The sequence below is a fragment of the Rhizobium sp. WSM4643 genome, assembly GCF_025152745.1.
Classification (GTDB): Bacteria; Pseudomonadota; Alphaproteobacteria; order Rhizobiales; family Rhizobiaceae; genus Rhizobium; species Rhizobium leguminosarum_I.
The window spans coordinates 4,557,136-4,576,738 of sequence record NZ_CP104040.1; the positions used below are offsets into that span (position 1 = coordinate 4,557,136).

Sequence of the window (19,603 nt, forward strand, 5' to 3'; positions counted from 1 at the left end):
CAGGCGAAGGGTATCAGCGCGACGTCCTCAGCGAATTTGGCGAACCGTCATTGGCAAGTTCAGGCATGAGATCGGCAATATTGACCACCTTTCCGGTGCGCGAGCTCTCCAGCGCGGCAATGCCGCAGAGTACCGACATGGCACCCGCCCGCGTGCCGGCGCGCTGGGCGAGCCGGTCTTCCGTATCGGGCTTGAAGATCATGTTGCGCATCCGGTCGTCGCCGCCGTAATGGCCGCCGGTGAAATGCGGAACGACGATGCGCTCCACCGCCTCCTTACCATCAGGGAAATTGCGGATGAGGAGGATCGTGTCCTGCTTCGGCTCTTCCCAGGGCTGGGCCTCATATTGGCGAAGCTCGATGCGCCCTTTGGTGCCGTTGAAGGCAAGGTGATGGCCTTCGATCGGCTGGAAGGTGTTCAGCGAATAGGAGACATGGACATTGTTGCGGTAACGCAGCGACACCACCATCGTGTCGGGAATGTCGATGTCCTCGCGGAAGACGCAGCCGTCTCGGAAGTAGCCGTCGATCTTCGAGGGATCCTCGTAGAGCGAATCGAGGAAAGGATCGGCCTCGAGATCGAGGTAGTAGTCGCATTCATGCGCGTGCGGACAGAGCTTGCAGCGCGGGCCGCGGAACGGGCCCTTGCGGCCGTAATTCTGCAGGTCGGCGAAGGAGGTGACGGCATCGGGATCGCTGTCGAGGTACCAGTTCAGCAGATCGAAATGATGCGTCGCCTTGTGGACGAACAGGCTGCCGGAATTCTCCGTATAGGCATGCCAGCGGCGGAAATAATCGGCGCCGTGTTTGGTGTTCAGATACCAATGAAAATCGACTGACGTGACTCGGCCGATCTCGCCGGCATTCAGCAATTCCTTGATCTTCGCCGCCGTCGGCGCATAGCGATAGTTGAAGGACACGTCGACCCGGCGACCAGTGCGCTTTTCGGCATCCAGAATCCGGCGAATCTTCTCGACCGAGGTCGTCATTGGCTTTTCGGTAATGACGTCGATACCGGACTCCAGCGCCCGCACGACGATATCGTCATGCGTATGATCGGGCGTACAGACGATGACTAGATCCGGCTTCTGCTCAGCAAGCATCGAATCGATGTTTTCGTAGATCGGCGCATTGCTGCCGATCATGTTGCGGGCGCGTTCGCCACGCAGCGAATTCTTCTCGACGATCGCGGTCAGATCGACATGCTCGCGCCAGCCGGCAAGCAGATCCTTGCCCCACATGGTGGTGCCGCGGTTTCCCGTACCGATCAGGGCAAAACGGCGTTTCTCCATCGAATGATCCTCCTGCATGCGTGATGAAACAAATACTGAAATCAGGCCTAAAGCGCGTCGCGATCTTTCAGATTCGCTTGGCCAGCGCTCTAGGTTTTTGGTTTTCGCATGTCATGGTCCAAAACCGCTGTACACTTTTGCGCGACATGCCTTAGCAGCAGCTCCTGAAGCGCTCGACGCAGGTGGCGATCACTTCGTCGGCCGGGCGTTTCCACCAGTTCTCGGCCGAAAAGATCTCCACCTCCTGCGCGCCGAAGAACCCGGCGGCCTCCACCATCAGCCTTATGCCTTTGAGGTCGATCACGCCATCGCCCATCATGCCGCGGTCGAGCAGCATGTCCGTTGTCGGCACCAGCCAGTCGCAGATGTGATGGGCAAAGATGCGTTTCATGCGCCCGGCGCGGGCAATCTGGTTGGCAAGATCGGGGTCCCACCAGACATGGTAGACATCGACCGCAACGCCGACATCCTCGCCGAGCTGCTCGCACATATCGAGCGCCTGACCGAGTGTATTCACGCAGGCACGGTCGGCGGCATACATCGGATGCAGCGGCTCGATGGCGAGCTTTACGCCGGCAGCCCGCGCATGCGGCAGCACCGCGGCAATGCCGTCGAACACCATCTGGCGCGCAGCGACGATATCCTTCGACGCGCCCGGCAGGCCGCCGACGACGAGCACGAGGCAATCGGCTGAAAATGCCGCCGCCTCGTCGATCCCACGCCTGTTGTCGTCGAGGTTTCTCTGCCAGTCGGCATCGTTTGCCGCCGGGAAGAAGCCGCCGCGGCACAGCCCGGTCAGTTTGATGCCGTTCGATTTGACGATACGCACCGCCTCGTCGAGGCCGACCTTGGCGACTTGGTCGCGCCAGGGCGCGATCGCGGTGATGCCGTGTTTCAAGCAGATGTCCACGGCTTCTGCAAATCCGCATTGTTCGCGGATCGTCGCCAGATTGATCGAAAGTCCTTCGACCTGCATGTCATTCTCCTCCCATCACCTCAGCGCCTCAATTGACGCCGTGGACGGCGAGCACGTGGCGCATGCGGCTTGCGGCCAGTTCGGGATCGGCTAGAACCCGGGCCTTGTCGGCCAGGCGGAAGAGTTCGGCCAGATGCGTCAGCGAGCGCGTGCTCTGCTGGCCGCCGACCATGACGAAATGGTCCTGCAGGCCGTTGAGATAGGCGAGGAAGACGACGCCGGTCTTGTAGAAGCGGGTGGGCGCCTTGAAGATGTGGCGCGACAGCGGCACCGTCGGCTCCAGCAGGTCGAAGAATTCAAGATTGCTCTTGCGGCCGAGCGCCTCGAGGGCTGCCGAGGCAGCCGGCGCGATGGCATCGAAAATGCCGAGCAGCGCGTCGGAATGGCCCTCTTCGTCGCCGGCGATCAGTTCCGCATAGTTGAAATCGTCGCCGGTATACATCCGCACGCCTTTCGGCAGCCGGCGGCGCATCGCCACCTCCTTCTCCTTGGAGAGCAGCGAGATCTTGATGCCGTCGACCTTGTCGGCATGCGCCTCGATCACCTCGAGGCAGGTGGACATGGCTTCGATATGATCACTGTTGCCCCAGTAACCCTCGAGCGCCGGATCGAACATTTCGCCGAGCCAATGGATGATGACAGGTTCCTTGACCTGGCGAAGGATGCGGTCATAGACGTTTACATAGTCGTCCGGTCCTTTGGCGGCGGCGGCAAGCGCCCGGCTCGCCATCAGGATGATGCGACCACCGGCCGCCTCCACGGTTTCGATCTGCTCCTCATAGGCCCTGAGGATCGTGTCGATGGTGACGTCGGGTCCCGGCGTCAGATGATCGGTGCCGGCGCCGCAGGCGATCAGCGCGTCCTTTCGGCCGGCCGCCTCACCGAGCGCCCGGCGGATGAGGTCGCGCGCTTCCGGCCAGCCGAGGCCCATGCCGCGCTGCGCCGTATCCATCGCTTCGGCAACCCCGAGGCCGAGATCCCAGAGCCGATGGCGAAAGGCAAGTGTCCGCTCCCAGTCGATCGCCGGCGTCAGCCACGGATCGTTGTCGGCGAGCGGATCGGCGACCACATGGGCGGCGGCAAAGGCGATGCGCGGAAAGGCCTTGGCGTCGCGCTTGACGAGCGCGATCGGCGTGCCCGTCAGCGTGTAGGGGGCGATCTTGCCGTCGAGAGGGAGATTGATCGTCGTCACGGCTCAGAACTCCAGTGCGGGAACATCGAGCCAGCGGCGCTCGGCCCAGGATTTCAGGCCGAGTTCGGCAAGCTGTACGCCCTTGGCGCCAGCCTCCAGGCCATAGGGCCACGGCGCATCTTCGACGACATGGCGGATGAACATTTCCCACTGCGCCTTGAAGCCGTTGTCGAAGGCCTGTGTGTCGGGAACCTCGTCCCAGGTCTTGTAGAAGTCGATCGTTTGCGGCTGGTCCGGATTCCACACCGGCTTCGGCGTGTTGACGCGGTGCTGGCTCCAGCATTTCGTCAGGCCGGCGACGGCTGAACCATGTGTGCCGTCGACCTGGAATGTGACGAGGTCGTCGCGGCGGACGCGAACGGCCCAGGAGGAATTGATCTGCGCGATCGCACCGCCTTCGAGCTCGAAGGTCGCATAGGCCGCATCGTCCGTGTCGCAATCATAAGGCTTGCCCTGCTCGTCGATGCGGCGCGGAATATGCGTGGCACCGAGGCAGGATACGGCTTTAACTTCGCCGAACAGATTGTCGAGCACGTAGCGCCAGTGGCAGAGCATATCGAGGATGATGCCACCGCCGTCGCCCTTGCGATAGTTCCAGGAGGGGCGCTGGGCGGGCACGCCCCAATCGCCTTCGAAAACCCAGTAGCCGAATTCGCCGCGCACCGAGAGGATCTTGCCGAAGAAGCCGGAATCCCTGAGCAGGGCCAGCTTGCGCAGGCCGGGCAGGAAGAGCTTGTCCTGCACGACGCCGTGCTTGAGGCCGGAGCGGCGCGCCTTGCGGGCAAGGTCGAGTGCCACCTGCAGATCGTCGGAAATCGGCTTTTCGCAATAGACATGTTTGCCGGCATCGAGCGCCTTGGACAGCAGCTCGGCCCGCATCAGCGTCGTGCCGGCGTCGAAGAAGATCGTGTCGTCGGGATTGGCGAGAGCGGCATCGAGATCGGTCGACCAGCGCTTGATGCCATGCTTCTTCGCCAGCTCTTCCATCTTGGCGCCGTTGCGGCCGATAATGATCGGGTCGATCTCGAGTTTCTCGCCCGATTTCAGGGTGATGCCGCCCTGGTCGCGGAAGGCGAGGATAGAACGCACCAGATGTTGATTGTAACCCATGCGGCCGGTGACGCCGTGCAAGATGATCCCCAAGCGTGCCATGTTTTCCTCCCAGCAATCTATTGCGGCGGGAGCGGGCGTCCTGGCCCGGCCCTCCCAAGCCGGTAACTAAACAGTTACTTGATGGCAGAAGAGCGACGCGGCTGTCAATAGTCAAATCCGATTTTAGAAATTCAGCGCTTGATCGAGGCGAGCGTGACGTGGACGATATGTCTTTCCCAGGCGTTGAGATGGGTCGGCTCGATCAGGTCGCGGCCGAAGATCGTCGACAGCGTGTATTGGTTGGAGAGGTAGAAATAACCGAGCGAGGCGATCGTCAGGTAGACATGCAGAGGATCGGCGGTCTCGATGAAGACGCCCTGCTTCTTTCCTTGCTTGAGCACGTCCGAAAGCTCGCCGATCAGATGCGAATGCAATTCCTTGAGCCGGACGGACTGGCGCAGCCAGCGGGCCCGATGCAGATTTTCCGTGCCGAGCAGGCTGAGGAATTCCGGATGTTGGAGAAAATAACGCCAGGTGAAGAGTGCCAATTCGCCGATGCCTTCCTCGGGGCTGCGGTCGCCGATATGCAGCGCGCGCTCTGCGGTGCGAATGCCGACATAGGCTTCCTCGAGCACTCTGAGGTAGAGCTGCTCCTTGTCGCCGAAATAATGATAGAGCATGCGCTTATTGGTGCCGGCGCGCTCGGCGATCGCATCGACGCGAGCCCCACCCATGCCGTTTTCGGCAAATTCCCGGGTTGCGGCATCAAGGATAGCAGCGCGTGTCCGTTCCGGATCGCGTTGGGTCGTCCGTTCTGCCGATGGGCGTCGAGACCTTTTCTTTCCCCCATTCTCCCCGCTGTCGTTCATTTCTCCACCTCCGTCTTCACATGTTGCGCTCATAAGCCTTCGGTGCGAAATTGTAAAAACCGAATTTGAAGGGCCTGCGAGCGACACCGCTTGACACGTGCGCCGCTTTGCCCGTAGCTTGTAACCAATTAGTTATTTATGCAAGGGTAACTGGGTTCGGAAGCGTGTGGAGGCGCTTCCCTTTTGGAGGAGGAAAAAATGAGCCTACGTGTAAGCAGACGTAATTTCGTTGCGGGAGGAGCGACGCTTCTTTCGCTCTCGGCGCTGGGAACCAGCGCTTTGGCACAGGAAAAGCGCCTGCGTCTCCTATGGTGGGGTTCGCAGCCGCGCGCCGACCGAACCAACAAGGTATCGCAGCTCTATCAGGCGAAAAATCCGGGCACGTCGATCACCGGCGAATTCCTCGGCTGGGGCGACTACTGGCCGCGCCTTGCGACCCAGGTCGCTGGCCGCAACGCGCCCGACGTCATCCAGATGGATTACCGCTATATTGTCCAGTATGCGCGGCGCGGCGCGCTCGCCCCGCTCGAATCCTATATGCCGGCCAAGCTGAACCTCGACGATTTCGACAAGGCGCAGATCGAAGGCGGCAGCGTCGACGGCCATCTCTACGGCGTCAGCCTTGGGGCGAATTCGGCCGCTACGGTCCTGAACACCACCGCCTTCAAGGAAGCCGGCGTCGATCTGCCGACCCAGGCGACCACCTGGGAAGAATTCGCCCGCATGGGGGCTGAGATCACCAAGGCAGGCAAACGCAAGGGCATGTTCGGCATGGCCGACGGCAGCGGCGGCGAACCGCTGTTCGAAAACTGGCTGCGTCAGCGCGGCAAGGCGCTTTATACCGCCGACGGCAAGATCGCCTTCGACGTGGACGATGCCTCCGAATGGTACGACATGTGGGCCAAGTTCCGTGCGGCGGGCGCCTGCGTTCCTGCCGATGTCCAGGCCCTCGACAAGAACGATATCGACACCAACACGGTTTCGCTCGGCAAGTCGGCCGCCGGTTTTGCCCATTCCAACCAATTCGTCGCCTATCAGGCAATGAACAAGGACAAGCTGGCGCTGACCAACTACATGCGCGTCAAGGCGGATTCGAAGGGCGGCCATTATCGCAAGCCTTCGATGTTCTTCTCGGTCTCCGCCCAGTCGAAATCCGTGGACCTGGCCGTGGACTACGTCAATTTCTTCGTCAAGAACCCCGAGGCAGCGCTGCTGCTGGATGTCGAACGCGGAATTCCGGAATCGAAGGCCATGCGCGAAGTCGTGGCGGCGAAGCTTGATGAGAACGGCAAGGTTGCGCTGGCCTATGTCAGTGGCCTTGGCGATCTCGCCGGCAAATTGCCGCCGCCGCCGCCGGCCGGCGCCGGTGAAGGTGAGCTGATGTTACGCAACATCGCCGAACAGGTCGGCTTTGGACAGCTGTCTCCCTCAGACGGCGGCAAACAGCTTGTCGCTGAAATCACGCAGATTCTCGCACGAGGCTGATCCCGTATGAGCAATGCGATGCGCACGCCCGCAGGGGCCATAAATGTGGAAAGATATCAGGGGGCCGTGGCCGAAGGACGCTTCAGGCGTCTCTGGAATGCCAATGCTCCCGGCTATCTCTTCCTTCTTCCATGGCTCGTGGGCTTTTTCGGGCTGACGCTCGGGCCGGCCCTGATTTCGCTCTACCTCTCCTTCACCGACTTCGACATGCTTCAGTCGCCGCGGTGGGTGGGAATGGCGAATTACGTGCGCATCGCCACGGCGGATCCGAAATTCTCGGCTGCCATGCATGTCACCCTGACCTATGTCGTCTTCTCGGTGCCGTTCAAGCTGACCTTCGCCTTGCTGGTCGCCATGGCCCTGAACCGAGGCCTGCGCGGGCTGTCGATCTATCGTGCCATCTTCTATCTGCCGTCACTGCTGGGCGGTAGCGTGGCGATCGCCGTGCTCTGGCGTCAGCTTTTCGCCAGCGATGGCCTGGTCAATGCCGCGCTCTCGCATTTCGGCATCGAAGGTCCGAGCTGGATCTCGCATCCGAGCTATTCGATCTATACGCTGGTGGCTCTGTCCGTCTGGCAGTTCGGCTCGCCGATGATTATTTTCCTGGCCGGCCTGCGCCAGATCCCGCAGGATATGTATGAGGCGGCCAGCCTCGACGGCGCCTCGAAATTCCGGCAATTCTACAAGATCACCCTGCCACTTCTGACGCCGGTGATCTTTTTCAACGCCGTCGTCCAGACGATTGATGCTTTCAAGGCCTTCACGCCGGCCTTTATCATCTCAGGCGGCACCGGCGGTCCGATCAATTCGACCCTGTTCTACACGCTTTACCTCTATCAGGAAGCCTTCGGAAATTTCCGCATGGGCTATGCCTCGGCGCTCGCCTGGATCCTGGTGTTGATCATCGCGATCTTCACCGCCTTCTCCTTCCTGACCTCGCGTTATTGGGTGCACTACGATGACTGAGATGACCGCTTCCGTCACTGCGGCCAGGCCGCCATCCGACATCACCAAACGCAGCCTGCCGACGTCGCTCATCATCCACGCTCTGCTGATCGCCGCTTCACTTTTGATGCTCTATCCGCTGTTGTGGATGGTTTCGGCGTCGGTCAGGCCGGAGAACGAGATCTTCTCGTCGACCTCGTTCATCCCGTCGTCGATCGATTTCGCTTCCTATGCGCGCGGTTGGGTCGGCCTTGATGTCAGTTTCGGCCGGTTTTTCTGGAATTCGCTGGTCATCTCGCTGCTGGTGGTGATGGGCAATGTCATCGCCTGTTCGCTGACAGCCTTCGCCTTTGCGCGGCTGCGTTTTGTCGGCCGGAACTTCTGGTTCGCGATCATGCTCGGCACGCTGATGATCCCCTACCATGTGACGCTGATCCCGCAATATGTGCTTTTCCTCAACCTCGGCTGGGTGAACACCATCCTGCCGCTGGTTGTGCCGAAGTTCCTGGCTAGCGATGCCTTCTTCATCTTCCTCATGGTGCAGTTCTTCCGCGGTATCCCGCGCGAACTCGATGAGGCGGCGATGATGGATGGCTGCAGCGCCTGGCGCATCTACTGGAAGATCATGCTGCCGCTGTCGCTGCCGGTGCTGGCAACGGCAGCGATCTTCTCCTTTATCTGGACCTGGGACGATTTCTTCGGCCCGCTGATCTACCTGAACGACATGAACACCTATACGATCCAGCTCGGCCTGCGCACCTTCGTGGATTCCACCAGTGCATCGGATTGGGGCGGTTTGTTCGCCATGTCGACCCTGACGCTCGTGCCAGTGTTCTTCTTCTTCCTGTTCTTCCAGCGCCTGCTGATCGAGGGCATCGCCACGACGGGCATGAAGCGTTGATGACGATAACGGGAAAGAGCGACATGAGCATCAGGACGGTTGCGATCGTCGGCTGCGGTATCGGCCGCTCCCACATCGTCGAAGGCTACTTGCCGCATTCCGACAAGTTCAAGGTCGTGGCGATCTGCGACCTGAACGAGCAGCGCATGGCGGCGGTTGGCGACGAGTTCGGCATCGAACGGCGCACCACTTCCTTTGCGGAGCTGTTGGCCGACGACACGATCGACATCATCGATATCTGCACCCCTCCCGGCACCCATCTGGAACAGGTGATCGCGGCCCTTGCCGCCGGCAAGCATGTCGTCTGCGAAAAGCCGCTGACGGGCTCGCTTGCCGCTGTCGATACCATCATGGAAGCGGAAAAGACCGCCAAAGGCGTGCTGATGCCGATCTTCCAATATCGTTACGGCGACGGCATCCAGAAGGCCAAGCGGATTATCGACGCCGGTATTGCCGGCAAGCCCTATACCGCTTCGGTCGAAACCTTCTGGCTGCGCAAGCCGGAATATTACGCCGTGCCCTGGCGCGGCAAATGGGCGACGGAACTTGGCGGCGTGCTCGTCACCCATGCGCTGCATCTGCACGACATGCTGATGCATCTGATGGGTCCGGCGGCAAGGGTCTTCGGCCGCGTCGCCACCCGTGTCAACGATATCGAGGTAGAGGATTGTGCCTCCGCCAGCCTGCTGATGGAAAGCGGCGCCTTTGTCTCGCTGTCCTGCACGCTTGGTTCGCAGGAACAGATTAGCCGGCTGAGGCTGCACTTCGAGAATGTCACTTTCGAAAGCAGCCACGAGCCCTATACCCCCGGCAAGGACCCCTGGAAGATCATCGCTGCGAATGACGACGTGCAGGAGCAGATCGACAAGGTCGTTGGCGACTGGCAGCCGGTCGCGCCGCGTTTCACCACCCAGATGGGCCAGTTCCACGCTTTCCTCAGCGGCCATGCGCCGCTGCCGGTAACGAGCCGGGACGCCCGCCGCGCGCTGGAGCTCGTCACCGCAATCTACCAGTCTTCCGATAGCGGCGCCGACGTGCCGCTCCCGGTCGGTCCCGACAGCCCGAAATACGCCGATTGGCGCGCAAAAACGAAGTAACCGACAAAATAAAAAGAGAGGGTTTGAGAAGATGGCAACCAGTGTCGTTCTTCAGAAGGTCGAGAAGCGCTACGGCTCGCTGGATGTGATCCATGGCATCGACCTGACGATCGATCCCGGCGAATTCGTCGTTTTCGTCGGCCCCTCGGGCTGCGGAAAATCGACCCTGCTGCGCATGATCGCCGGTCTCGAGGAGATTACTGGCGGCGGGCTGCTGCTCGACAACGAGCGCATGAACGAGGTGGCGCCTGCCAAGCGCGGCATCGCCATGGTCTTCCAGTCCTATGCGCTCTATCCGCATATGTCGGTCTACAAGAACCTCGCCTTCGGCCTGGAGACGGCAGGTTACAAGAAGGCAGATATCCAGCCTAAGGTGAAGCGCGCCGCCGAGATATTGCAGATCGAGAAGCTCTTGGAGCGCAAGCCGAAGGCACTCTCCGGCGGCCAGCGCCAGCGTGTCGCGATCGGCCGTGCCATCGTGCGCGAGCCGCGGATCTTCCTGTTCGACGAGCCGTTGTCGAATCTCGATGCCGAATTGCGCGTGCAGATGCGCGTCGAGATCTCCCGCCTGCACCGCAGCCTCGGCAATACGATGATCTATGTCACCCATGACCAGGTCGAAGCCATGACGATGGCGGACAAGATCGTGGTGTTGAATTCCGGCCGTATCGAGCAGGTCGGCGCGCCGCTTGATCTCTACAACAACCCGGCCAACCGCTTCGTTGCCGGTTTCATCGGCAGCCCGAAGATGAATTTTTTGAAGGGCCGCATCGAGCAGGTCGGCGAGGCCGAAACCAGCATCCATGTCTGCGGCAATTCCGTCCGCCTGCCGCGCCGGCTGAAAGGCAAGGCGGGAGAGGAGGTCACCTTCGGCATCCGTCCCGAGCATCTTTCGCTGGCCGAAGGCGCCATCACGCTCTCGACCGTCAACGTCGATCTCGTCGAAAATCTCGGCGGCGCCACCATGCTCTATACCACGACGCCGGATAACCAGCTCCTGACCGTTGCGCTTGACGGCCAGCAGAAGGTGGAGCGCGGCGCCAATGTGAAGGCTTCCTTCGATCCGGCCCGCTGCCACGTGTTCGACGCGGCTGGCAAGACGATCTGACCCCACTCATAATTCCTTAAATCGGGATCGATTTAAGGATAAATTATGTAGTAATTCAAAGGTGTTAGAGCGCCTTTTGCATGTCTGAAAAGACGCGCGGCGCTGTAGCGGCCGCTTGACATCAGATCCTCCTCTGCCCCATCATTTCGGAAAGGGCTGAAGGGGATGAGCATGACGCCTGAAGATAGGATTCATGCGCTTGGCATCTGGCAGGGCCCGATCGCAATCTCGCCGATAGCAGGCGGCATCACCAACAGAAACTATCTGGTCAGCGATGCCGTCGCGCGATGCGTGGTCAGGCTCGGCACCGATATTCCGATCCATCACATCAGCCGTCAGAACGAGCTTGCCGCAAGCCGTGCCGCCCATGCCGCCGGCATATCGCCTGCCGTCATCCACCATTCGCCGGGCGTGCTGGTGCTCGAATATATCGAGGCGCGGGCGCTTTCGCCGGAGGATATCAGGACGCCTGATATGCTCGCCCGGGTCTTGCCCCTGGTGCGCGCCTGCCATCGCGACATCGCCCGGCATTTCCGCGGCCAGGCGATGATCTTCTGGGTCTTTCACGTTATCCGGGATTACGCTGCCAATCTGAAGGCGTCGCAGAGCAGCTATCTTCCTCTGCTGCCGGGGCTCGTCGGCAGGGCTGAGACGCTGGAAGAAGCGGCAGGGCCTTTCGAGATCGCCTTCGGCCACAACGACCTGCTGGCCGCCAACTTTCTCGATGACGGCAAGCGGCTGTGGCTGATCGACTGGGACTATGCCGGTTTCAACACGCCGCTTTTCGATCTTGGCGGATTGGCCTCCAACAACGAGCTCCCGGAAGCGGTCGAGCGCACGATGCTGGAGACCTATTTCGACCGGCCGCTGACCGATGATGTCAGCAGGCGATATGCCGCAATGAAATGCGCCTCGCTGCTGCGCGAGACGCTCTGGAGCATGATTTCGGAAATTCATTCCAGCATCGATTTCGATTATGCCGGCTACACAGCCGAAAATCTGGCGCGCTTCGAGCGCGCCTATCAAGCCTTTGAACAGGACCAATAAATGACGAAGGAATTACCGAAGACGGCGAAAGCCGTGGTCATCGGCGGCGGCATTATCGGCTGCTCGACAGCCTATCATCTCGGCAAACTTGGCTGGACCGATACCGTGCTGCTGGAGCGCAAGAAGCTTACCTCGGGCACCACCTTCCACGCCGCCGGCCTTGTCGGCCAGCTGCGCACCAGCGCCAATATCACCCAGCTTCTCGGCTATTCCGTCGATCTCTACAAGCGGCTGGAGGCGGAAACGGGTCTCGGCACCGGCTGGAAGATGAATGGCGGCCTGCGCCTTGCCTGCAACGAGGAACGCTGGACCGAGGTCAGGCGCCAGGCGACCACCGCCCAGTCCTTCGGCCTCGAAATGCAGTTGCTGACCCCGCAGGAAGCCTTCGATCTCTGGCCGCTGATGATTGTGGACGATCTCGTCGGCGCTGCTTTCCTGCCGACCGACGGTCAGGCCAATCCCTCCGACATCACCCAGGCGCTGGCAAGGGGCGCCCGCATGTCGGGCGTTTCGATCTTCGAGGATATCGAAGTCCTCGACCTCGAAATCGAAAAGGGGAGGATTCGTGCCGTCATCACGGCGCAAGGGCGCATCGAATGCGAGCGCGTCGTCGTTTGTGCCGGCCAATGGACGCGCGCCTTCGCGGCCCGCTTCGGCGTCAACGTGCCGCTGGTCTCCGTCGAGCATCAATACATCATCACCGAATCCTTCGGCGTGCCATCCAACCTGCCGACCCTGCGCGATCCCGATCGCCTGACCTATTACAAGGAGGAGGTCGGCGGCATCGTCATGGGCGGCTACGAGCCGAACCCCATTCCCTGGGCGGCAAACGGCATCCCCGAAGGTTTCCATTACACGCTGCTCGACAGCAATTTCGACCATTTCGAGCAGATCATGGAACAGGCGCTCGGCCGCGTTCCGGCGCTGGAGAATGTCGGCGTCAAGCAGCTGCTGAACGGCCCGGAAAGCTTCACGCCGGATGGCAACTTCATTCTCGGCGAAGCGCCGGAGCTGAAGAATTTCTTCGTCGGCGCCGGTTTCAACGCTTTCGGCATCGCTTCGGCCGGCGGCGCCGGCATGGCGCTTGCCGAATGGGTGACGAAGGGCGAACCGCCCTATGATCTCTGGCCAGTCGATATTCGCCGTTTCGGCCGTCCGCATTTCGATACCGACTGGGTGCGGACACGCACGCTCGAAGCCTACGGCAAACATTACACCATGGCCTGGCCGTTCGAGGAACATTCGAGCGGCCGCCCCTGCCGCAAATCGCCGCTCTATGACCGGCTGAAGGCGCAGGGTGCCTGTTTCGGCGAAAAGCTCGGCTGGGAGCGGCCGAACTGGTTTGCCGATCTCTTCGCCAACGAGGAGCCGAAGGATATCTACAGCTATGCCAGGCAGAACTGGTTCGATGCCGTCGGCCGCGAGCACAAGGCGGTGCGCGAAGCGGCCGTCATCTTCGACCAGACCTCCTTTGCCAAATTCGTGCTGAAGGGCAGGGATGCCGAGGCAGCGCTGTCCTGGATCGCCTCCAACGATGTCGCAAGGCCGGTGGGATCGCTTGTCTACACGCAGATGCTGAACGACAAGGGCGGCATCGAGTGCGACGTGACGGTCGCCCGCATCGCCGAGAACGAATATTACATCGTCACCGGTACCGGTTTCGCCACCCATGACTTCGATTGGATCGCCCGCAATATCCCGGCGGACATGCATGCCGAGCTGGTCGACGTCACATCCGCCTATTCCGTGCTGTCGCTGATGGGACCGAATTCCCGCGCCGTGCTGGAAAAGGTGACGGGCAGCGACGTCTCGAATGCAGCCTTCCCCTTCGGCAAGGTCAGGACCATCGGCATTGCAGGCTGCCCTGTGCGGGCGCTGCGCATCACCTATGTCGGCGAGCTTGGCTACGAGCTGCATGTTCCCATTGAATACGCGACCACGGTCTATGACGTGCTGATGGCCGCTGGCGGTGAACTCGGCCTCGTCAATGCCGGCTACCGCGCCATTGAGAGCTGCCGCCTGGAAAAGGGTTATCGCGCCTGGGGCTCGGATATCGGTCCCGACCATACGCCTGTTGAAGCCGGTCTCGGCTGGGCGGTGAAGATGCGGAGGAATATCCCGTTCCGCGGCCGTGAGGCGATCGAGCGGCAGCTTGCGGGAGGCGTGAAGAAACGCCTCGCCTGCTTCATTCCGGAGGATGCTAATGCCGTGCTGCTCGGCCGCGAAACGATCTATCGCGACGGCAAGCGCGTCGGCTGGCTGTCGAGCGGCGGCTTCGGCTATACGCTGGGCAAACCGATCGGTTACGGCTACGTCCGCAACCCCGATGGCGTCACCGAGGATTTCGTCCTCTCCGGCACCTATGAGCTTGACGTCGCGCGGGAACGCATCCCCTGCAAGGTATCGCTGTCGCCGCTCTACGATCCCGATATGGCGCGGGTGAAAGCCTGACGAACTCGACCTGGTTCTTTGCGACCGAAGCTTTGAGGACAGGGATGACGAGGAGAGGGCACGCCGTGTGAGCCCCCCTCTGCCCTGCCGGGCATCTCCCCCACAGGTGGGGAGATTACAAGTGGCTTGAACCATCCTACCCATCTATCGTTTCGCCGTGCTGGACGTTTATTGTTTGGGGAAGCCGGTGCGCCCAGCCAATCTCCCCACCTGTGGGGGAGATGCCCGGCAGGGCAGAGGGGGTCACACGGCGTGCCCTCGCCTCATCATTCCCAGCCGAAGCGAGTCTATCTCGGAAAGACTCCAAGCCTCAAAACAGCGGCAGCCGGTCGTCCTGGATCAGGATCTCCAGCTTGTCTGACACATCCTGCGTCCACGCCCGATTTCCTGTCAAAGCTGCCGGGAAGAGTCCCGGAAGTGTGAAAAGAGCCGCCGAAATCGCTAAACCAGTGCGCGGAACATCGGCGATGAGGGCGGCAATTTCCGCCGCACGGGGATCGCGCAGTTCATAACGCTCACCATTGCCGTGCTCGCCGATCGCATAGCGCATCCATGCGGCAACGGCGATCGCATAGGTCTCCGCCTTGTCGCCATGCGCCAGTGCCTCGGTTGCCGGTTCCAGCAGCCGCTGCGGCAGTTTCTGCGTGCCGTCCATGGCGATCTGGTAGGTGCGATGGGCGATCGCCTTGTTTGCAAAGCGCGCTATCAAATCGCTGGCATAGTCATCGAGGTCGATGCCGGGAACCGCATCGAGTGTTCTCGCGGCCGCATGCATGTGGCGGTAGGCAAGTGCTGCCAGGGCTGCATCGTCCATCACGTCGCGGATGAATTCATAGCCGCCGATATAACCGAGATAGGCGAGCAGCGAATGGGCACCGTTCAGCATCCTCAGCTTCATCTTTTCGTAGGCCGAGACTTCCTCGACCATCAGCGCGCCGCGCACCTTTTCCCAGGCCGGCCGGCCATTGGCGAAATGATCTTCGATGACCCACTGCGTAAAAGGCTCTGTCTCGACCGCCGCCATGTCGGTGCGGCCCGTCAGCCGCTCGGCATCGGCATAGGTCGCTTCGGTGCTTGCCGGCGTGATGCGGTCGACCATCGTCGAAGGGAAGGGCACATTCGCTTCGATCCAGCGATGCAGGTCGGGATCGATGCGCGAGGTGAATTCAAGCACGAGGCGTTTCAGAACCGCGCCGTTGCTCGGCAGGTTGTCGCAGCTGAGCGGCGTAAAGGGCGCGATCCCCTTCTGCCGGCGGCGCGCAAGGCCTTCCACGAGGTAGCCGATGACGCCGCGCGGCGCATGCCGGCTGGCGAGATCGGCAACAATATCGGGGTGCTTCAGGTCGAGGCCGCCGGTTGCCGGATCGAAACCATAGGCCTTCTCCGTCACCGTCATGCTGACGATGCGGATAGCGGAATCTTCGAGCCGCGCCAGCAGACCGGCCGGATCGCGCGGCGCCACATGCGCCTTCAGGATCGAACCGATCACCTCAGCCGTCGTGCCCGAGCTGTCGCGGATCAGCGTCGTATAAAGCCCGTTCTGAGCGCTCAGATTGTCGGCGACATCGGGCGTTCGCAGGCTTGCTACCTCGATGCCCCAGTCGCCGCCTGCGGCTGCGAGCGCACCATCGGTAAACGGTGCGAAATGCGCGCGGAAGAAGGCGCCCGGCCCGAGATGCAGGATGCCGCTTTTCAGCTGGTCGCGGTCATAGGCGGGAAGCTTCGCCGTCGGGGCGAGGCCGGAAAGCGTCTGCAGTCGTTCGGTCACAGCTTGTAGGCCTTCTTTGCATTGCCATAGGAGAGCTCGCCCGCGACGATCTCGGCTTCCCGCTTGGAAATCCGGTGCTCGGCGGCAAGCTGGGCGAGGAAGCGACAGACTTCGCGGCGCCAGACGTCATGCCGGGCCGGGATCGAAAGCAGCGCGCGCGTATCGTCGTTGAAACCTGCCATATTGGCAAAACCTGCCGTTTCCGCAACCTGGTCGAGATAGCGTCGGATGCCGTTCGGGCTGTCGTAGAACCACCAGGGCGGGCCGATCATCAGGCAGGGCCAGTGGCCAGCCATCGGCGCCAGCTCGCGTGCATAGGTCGTCTCGTCGAGCGTGAAGAGCAGCACACGCAAACCCGGTGCGTGGCCATATTTTGATAGCAGCGCATTCAGGCCGCCGACCCAGTCCGTGCGTGTCGGGATATCGGCGCCCATATTGGCGCCGCGCGTCGCAAAGAGCCCGCGGTCGGTATTGCGCCTGGAGCCGGCGTGGATCTGCATCACCATGCCGTCTTCGGCCGAAAGCCCGGCCATCTCGGTCATCATCTGGCCGCGGAAGAGCTCGGCCTCTTCAGGCGAAAGCGGACCCTTCAGCGCCTTGTCGAGCAGCGCCTGTTTTTCCGCAGGCGGCAGATCTGATGTAAAGGCTGTCGGCACGCCGTGATCGGTCGCGGTGGCGCCGAACTGGCGGAAATAGGCGCGCTGGCGCCGGTGCGCTTCGATCAGGCCCTCCCAGCGCGTCACCTCAGTGCCGGTGATTTCTCCGAACTTGATGAGATTGTCGCGGAAGCCGACGGCGTCGGGATCGGTGACGCTGTCCGGCCTGTAGGTGGTGCGCACCTTGCCGATCCAGCCGTCCGCCGCCAACTTCTGGTGATGCGCCAGCGGGTCGAGCGCCCCATCCGTTGTCGCGATCGTTTCGATGCCGAATCGCTGATGCAGCGCCCGCGGGCGGAATTCGGGAAGGGCAAGCTGGGCATTGATATGGTCGTACAGCGCATCGGCATTGTCAGACGTCAGCGGCTCGGTGCAGCCGAGCACGGCCGACATGGCGTGGTCGACCCAGAGGCTCGATGGCGTCCCTCGGAAAAGGTGGTAGTGCGCGGCAAAGGTCCGCCAGATCGCCCGTCCCTCAGCCACCGGTTTGCCGTCGAGCCGCGGCACGCCGAGCTCGTCCAAGGTGACGCCGACGCTGTGCAGCATGCGGAAGAGATAGTGATCGGGAATGACCAGCAGCGAGGCCGCGTCTTCGAAGGGCTTGTCGTCGGCAAACCAGGAGGGTTCGGTATGCCCGTGCGGGCTGACGATCGGAAGATTGCGCACCGTCTCGTAAAGGTCTCGCGCGATGGTCCGTGTTGCCGGATCAGCCGGAAAAAGCCGGTCCGGATGAAGAAAGCCGTTTCCTGCATCCATCAGTATTCCTCCCTGATGGATAACGGCCTACCCCACAACATCAGGCACGGCAAGGTCTTTTAGTAACCAAACGGTACAGTTTGCGCGTGGCCGCGCTGGCCATGGAAAGCATTGACGAGGCGGCCTATTTCCGCTTTGAGAGAACCATCTGTTCTGCCGGTTTCGGCAAAGGAGCATCGATGTCCGACGAGACGAACCGTATCACCCAGCTGGAAGAAATGTTGGCCCACCAGGCAAAGACGATCGAAGAGCTTTCCGATCAGCTCGCCGAGCAATGGAAGATCGTGGAGCAGATGCGCACCAAGCTCGACCGGCTGACCGAACGCTTCCTTTCGCTGGAGGAGCAGTCGCTGGACGCGCCGGCGATCACCCGCCCGCCGCACTATTGACGACACGCGGCGCAATGCCGCGTGCCCGCTGGGGTGTCTTGCGCCGTAGGACGGCGGATCAGACGCCGCCGATGCAGAGATATTTCATTTCCAGATAGTCGTCGGCGCCGTGGCGCGAGCCTTCGCGGCCGAGGCCGGATTGCTTGATGCCGCCGAAAGGCGCGGTCTCGGACGACATGATGCCGGTATTGATGCCGATCATCCCGTACTCCAGCGCTTCCGCCACCCGCCAGACCTTCTTCAGGTCGCCGGCGTAGAAATAGGCGGCGAGGCCGAATTCCGTATCATTGGCCTGGGCGATGACATCCTCGATGGTCTCGAAGCGAAAGAGCGGCGCCACCGGCCCGAAGGTCTCCTCGCGCGCCACTTTCATGCCGCGCGCAACGCCGGTCAGCACCGTCGGCGTGAAGAAGGTGCCGGCGCCGTCGATGCGCTTGCCGCCGGTCAGCACCTTGGCGCCCTTGGCAAGCGCGTCGCTGACATGGTCTTCCACCTTGGCAAGGCCTTGCGCGTCGATTAGCGGCCCGATCACGACACCCGGCTTGAAGCCGTCGCCGACCGACATCTCGGCGACCTTGGCGGCAAGCTTGGCGGCGAAGGTGTCATAGACGTTCGACTGGACGTAGAGGCGGTTGGCGCAGACGCAAGTCTGGCCGGCATTGCGGTATTTGGAGGCGATCGCGCCTTCGACGGCAGCGTCGAGATCGGCATCGTCGAAGACGATGAAGGGCGCATTGCCGCCGAGCTCCAGGCTCACCTTCTTGATCTGGTCGGCGCACTGCCGCATCAGGATGCGGCCGACCTCGGTCGAGCCGGTGAAGCTGATCTTGCGCACCTTTTCGTTGCCGCAGAGCTCGCGGCCGATCGCCGGACCGTCGACCCCGACGATGACGTTGAAGACGCCGGCCGGAATGCCGGCCTGCTCGGCGAGCACGGCAAGGGCGATCGCCGTCAGCGGCGTCTGTTCGGCGGGCTTCGACACCACGGTGCAGCCGACGGCCAGCGCCGGAGCGATCTTGCGGGTGATCATCGCCGCCGGGAAGTTCCACGGCGTGATCGTGCCGACGACGCCGACCGGCTGTCGGATGACGATCATCCGCTTGTCTTGGGAAGGCGCGGGGATCGTCTCGCCATAGATGCGTTTGGCCTCTTCCGCATACCATTCGATATAGGCCGCGGCATAAAGGATCTCGCCGCGCGCTTCCGGGAACGGCTTGCCCATTTCGGCAGTCAGGATCGCGGCGAGTTCGTCGGCATTGGCAACCATCAGGTCGAACCATTTGCGCAGGATCGCGCTGCGCTCCTTGGCCGGACGGGCCGCCCAGGCCGGCTGGGCGGCATGGGCCGCATCGATTGCCGTCCGCGTCTCGGCAGCGCCCATATCGGGCAATGAGGCGAGCAGCTCGCCGGTTGCCGGGTTCAGCACGTCAAAAGTCCGAGTGGCATCGCCTGATGTCCAGACCCCGTCGATATAGCCGGCATCGCGCAGCAGGGGCGAGGAGAAGGGAACGTGCTTAGTCAGTGCGGTGGTGAAAGCCATGTCATAACCTCCGTGGGAGTGCGGCTGCCGGTTGCCGGCA

At 61.8% G+C, this 19,603-nt stretch carries 16 protein-coding genes; 8 read left to right on the top strand and 8 right to left on the bottom strand.

Features of this window, described 5'->3' with window-relative positions; genetic code table 11:
• Positions 1-13 precede the first annotated feature (13 nt).
• The 5 genes from N1937_RS22375 to N1937_RS22395 form a co-directional block, all read right to left on the bottom strand.
• Positions 14-1,291 (bottom strand): Gfo/Idh/MocA family protein, encoded by a 1,278-nt coding sequence (locus N1937_RS22375; protein ID WP_260057007.1) that lies wholly within the window; start codon positions 1,289-1,291, stop codon positions 14-16.
• A 151-nt stretch (positions 1,292-1,442) separates the two neighbouring features.
• Positions 1,443-2,267 carry a sugar phosphate isomerase/epimerase family protein gene (locus N1937_RS22380; protein ID WP_260057008.1) on the bottom strand — a complete coding sequence of 275 codons (825 nt, stop codon included), beginning with the start codon at positions 2,265-2,267 and terminating at the stop codon, positions 1,443-1,445.
• Positions 2,268-2,295: 28 nt separating this feature from the next.
• The gene (locus N1937_RS22385; RefSeq protein ID WP_260057009.1) at positions 2,296-3,459 is read right to left on the bottom strand and encodes a dihydrodipicolinate synthase family protein; all 1,164 of its coding nucleotides are present in this window, start codon (positions 3,457-3,459) and stop codon (positions 2,296-2,298) included.
• A 3-nt stretch (positions 3,460-3,462) separates the two neighbouring features.
• On the bottom strand, positions 3,463-4,611 hold the full coding sequence (locus tag N1937_RS22390) for a Gfo/Idh/MocA family protein (RefSeq protein WP_222291903.1): 1,149 nt from the start codon (positions 4,609-4,611) through the stop codon (positions 3,463-3,465).
• 131 nt (positions 4,612-4,742) lie between these two features.
• Positions 4,743-5,420 (bottom strand): TetR/AcrR family transcriptional regulator, encoded by a 678-nt coding sequence (locus tag N1937_RS22395; protein ID WP_170263196.1) that lies wholly within the window; start codon positions 5,418-5,420, stop codon positions 4,743-4,745.
• A gap of 198 nt (positions 5,421-5,618) precedes the next feature.
• On the opposite strand from N1937_RS22395, the gene N1937_RS22400 reads away from it, so the two are divergent.
• The 7 genes from N1937_RS22400 (at position 5,619) to N1937_RS22430 (ending at position 14,454) form a co-directional block, all read left to right on the top strand.
• A complete protein-coding gene (locus tag N1937_RS22400; RefSeq protein ID WP_222291905.1) occupies positions 5,619-6,905 on the top strand; it encodes an ABC transporter substrate-binding protein in 1,287 nt (428 codons plus the stop codon).
• 6 nt (positions 6,906-6,911) lie between these two features.
• Positions 6,912-7,871, top strand: coding sequence for a carbohydrate ABC transporter permease (locus tag N1937_RS22405; protein WP_260057010.1), 960 nt, complete (start codon positions 6,912-6,914; stop codon positions 7,869-7,871).
• Positions 7,864-8,751, top strand: a complete 888-nt coding sequence (locus N1937_RS22410; RefSeq protein ID WP_441005652.1) for a carbohydrate ABC transporter permease — start codon at positions 7,864-7,866, stop codon at positions 8,749-8,751. The genes N1937_RS22405 and N1937_RS22410 overlap by 8 nt, the downstream gene beginning before the upstream one ends.
• Entirely contained in the window at positions 8,751-9,848 is a 1,098-nt protein-coding gene (locus N1937_RS22415; protein WP_222385686.1) for a Gfo/Idh/MocA family protein, read from the top strand. The genes N1937_RS22410 and N1937_RS22415 overlap by 1 nt, the downstream gene beginning before the upstream one ends.
• A gap of 31 nt (positions 9,849-9,879) precedes the next feature.
• Entirely contained in the window at positions 9,880-10,956 is a 1,077-nt protein-coding gene (locus tag N1937_RS22420) for an ABC transporter ATP-binding protein (RefSeq protein ID WP_170263200.1), read from the top strand.
• 171 nt (positions 10,957-11,127) lie between these two features.
• Positions 11,128-12,003 (top strand): phosphotransferase family protein, encoded by an 876-nt coding sequence (locus N1937_RS22425; protein ID WP_260057011.1) that lies wholly within the window; start codon positions 11,128-11,130, stop codon positions 12,001-12,003.
• Positions 12,004-14,454: a GcvT family protein gene (locus N1937_RS22430; protein WP_260057012.1), complete on the top strand. Its 2,451-nt coding sequence runs from the start codon at positions 12,004-12,006 to the stop codon at positions 14,452-14,454.
• A gap of 310 nt (positions 14,455-14,764) precedes the next feature.
• Here N1937_RS22430 and N1937_RS22435 read toward each other — a convergent pair whose 3' ends face one another.
• Both N1937_RS22435 and uxaC read right to left on the bottom strand, forming a co-directional pair.
• Complete coding sequence (locus N1937_RS22435) at positions 14,765-16,222, bottom strand: mannitol dehydrogenase family protein (RefSeq protein ID WP_260057013.1); 1,458 nt, start codon at positions 16,220-16,222, stop codon at positions 14,765-14,767.
• Complete coding sequence (gene uxaC, locus N1937_RS22440; RefSeq protein ID WP_260057014.1) at positions 16,219-17,634, bottom strand: glucuronate isomerase; 1,416 nt, start codon at positions 17,632-17,634, stop codon at positions 16,219-16,221. The genes N1937_RS22435 and uxaC overlap by 4 nt, the downstream gene beginning before the upstream one ends.
• A 179-nt stretch (positions 17,635-17,813) precedes the next feature.
• Between uxaC and N1937_RS22445 the strand changes: the two genes are divergently transcribed.
• The gene (locus N1937_RS22445) at positions 17,814-18,023 is read left to right on the top strand and encodes a SlyX family protein (protein ID WP_026154379.1); all 210 of its coding nucleotides are present in this window, start codon (positions 17,814-17,816) and stop codon (positions 18,021-18,023) included.
• Between the two features lie 58 nt (positions 18,024-18,081).
• On the opposite strand, the gene N1937_RS22450 is transcribed toward N1937_RS22445, so the two are convergent.
• A complete protein-coding gene (locus N1937_RS22450; RefSeq protein WP_222313644.1) occupies positions 18,082-19,563 on the bottom strand; it encodes an NAD-dependent succinate-semialdehyde dehydrogenase in 1,482 nt (493 codons plus the stop codon).
• Positions 19,564-19,603 lie beyond the last annotated feature (40 nt).

Bases quoted from the DNA above. Each gene is read 5' to 3' on its own strand.
- N1937_RS22395 (WP_170263196.1), bottom strand. From the start codon at position 5,420: ATGAACGACAGCGGGGAGAATGGGGGAAAGAAAAGGTCTCGACGCCCA.
- N1937_RS22375 (WP_260057007.1), bottom strand. From the start codon at position 1,291: ATGGAGAAACGCCGTTTTGCCCTGATCGGTACGGGAAACCGCGGCACC.
- N1937_RS22420 (WP_170263200.1), top strand. From the start codon at position 9,880: ATGGCAACCAGTGTCGTTCTTCAGAAGGTCGAGAAGCGCTACGGCTCG.
- N1937_RS22445 (WP_026154379.1), top strand. From the start codon at position 17,814: ATGTCCGACGAGACGAACCGTATCACCCAGCTGGAAGAAATGTTGGCC.
- N1937_RS22415 (WP_222385686.1), top strand. From the start codon at position 8,751: ATGACGATAACGGGAAAGAGCGACATGAGCATCAGGACGGTTGCGATC.
- uxaC (WP_260057014.1), bottom strand. From the start codon at position 17,634: ATGGATGCAGGAAACGGCTTTCTTCATCCGGACCGGCTTTTTCCGGCT.
- N1937_RS22400 (WP_222291905.1), top strand. From the start codon at position 5,619: ATGAGCCTACGTGTAAGCAGACGTAATTTCGTTGCGGGAGGAGCGACG.
- N1937_RS22450 (WP_222313644.1), bottom strand. From the start codon at position 19,563: ATGGCTTTCACCACCGCACTGACTAAGCACGTTCCCTTCTCCTCGCCC.
- N1937_RS22405 (WP_260057010.1), top strand. From the start codon at position 6,912: ATGAGCAATGCGATGCGCACGCCCGCAGGGGCCATAAATGTGGAAAGA.
- N1937_RS22390 (WP_222291903.1), bottom strand. From the start codon at position 4,611: ATGGCACGCTTGGGGATCATCTTGCACGGCGTCACCGGCCGCATGGGT.
- N1937_RS22380 (WP_260057008.1), bottom strand. From the start codon at position 2,267: ATGCAGGTCGAAGGACTTTCGATCAATCTGGCGACGATCCGCGAACAA.
- N1937_RS22410 (WP_441005652.1), top strand. From the start codon at position 7,864: ATGACTGAGATGACCGCTTCCGTCACTGCGGCCAGGCCGCCATCCGAC.
- N1937_RS22425 (WP_260057011.1), top strand. From the start codon at position 11,128: ATGACGCCTGAAGATAGGATTCATGCGCTTGGCATCTGGCAGGGCCCG.
- N1937_RS22430 (WP_260057012.1), top strand. From the start codon at position 12,004: ATGACGAAGGAATTACCGAAGACGGCGAAAGCCGTGGTCATCGGCGGC.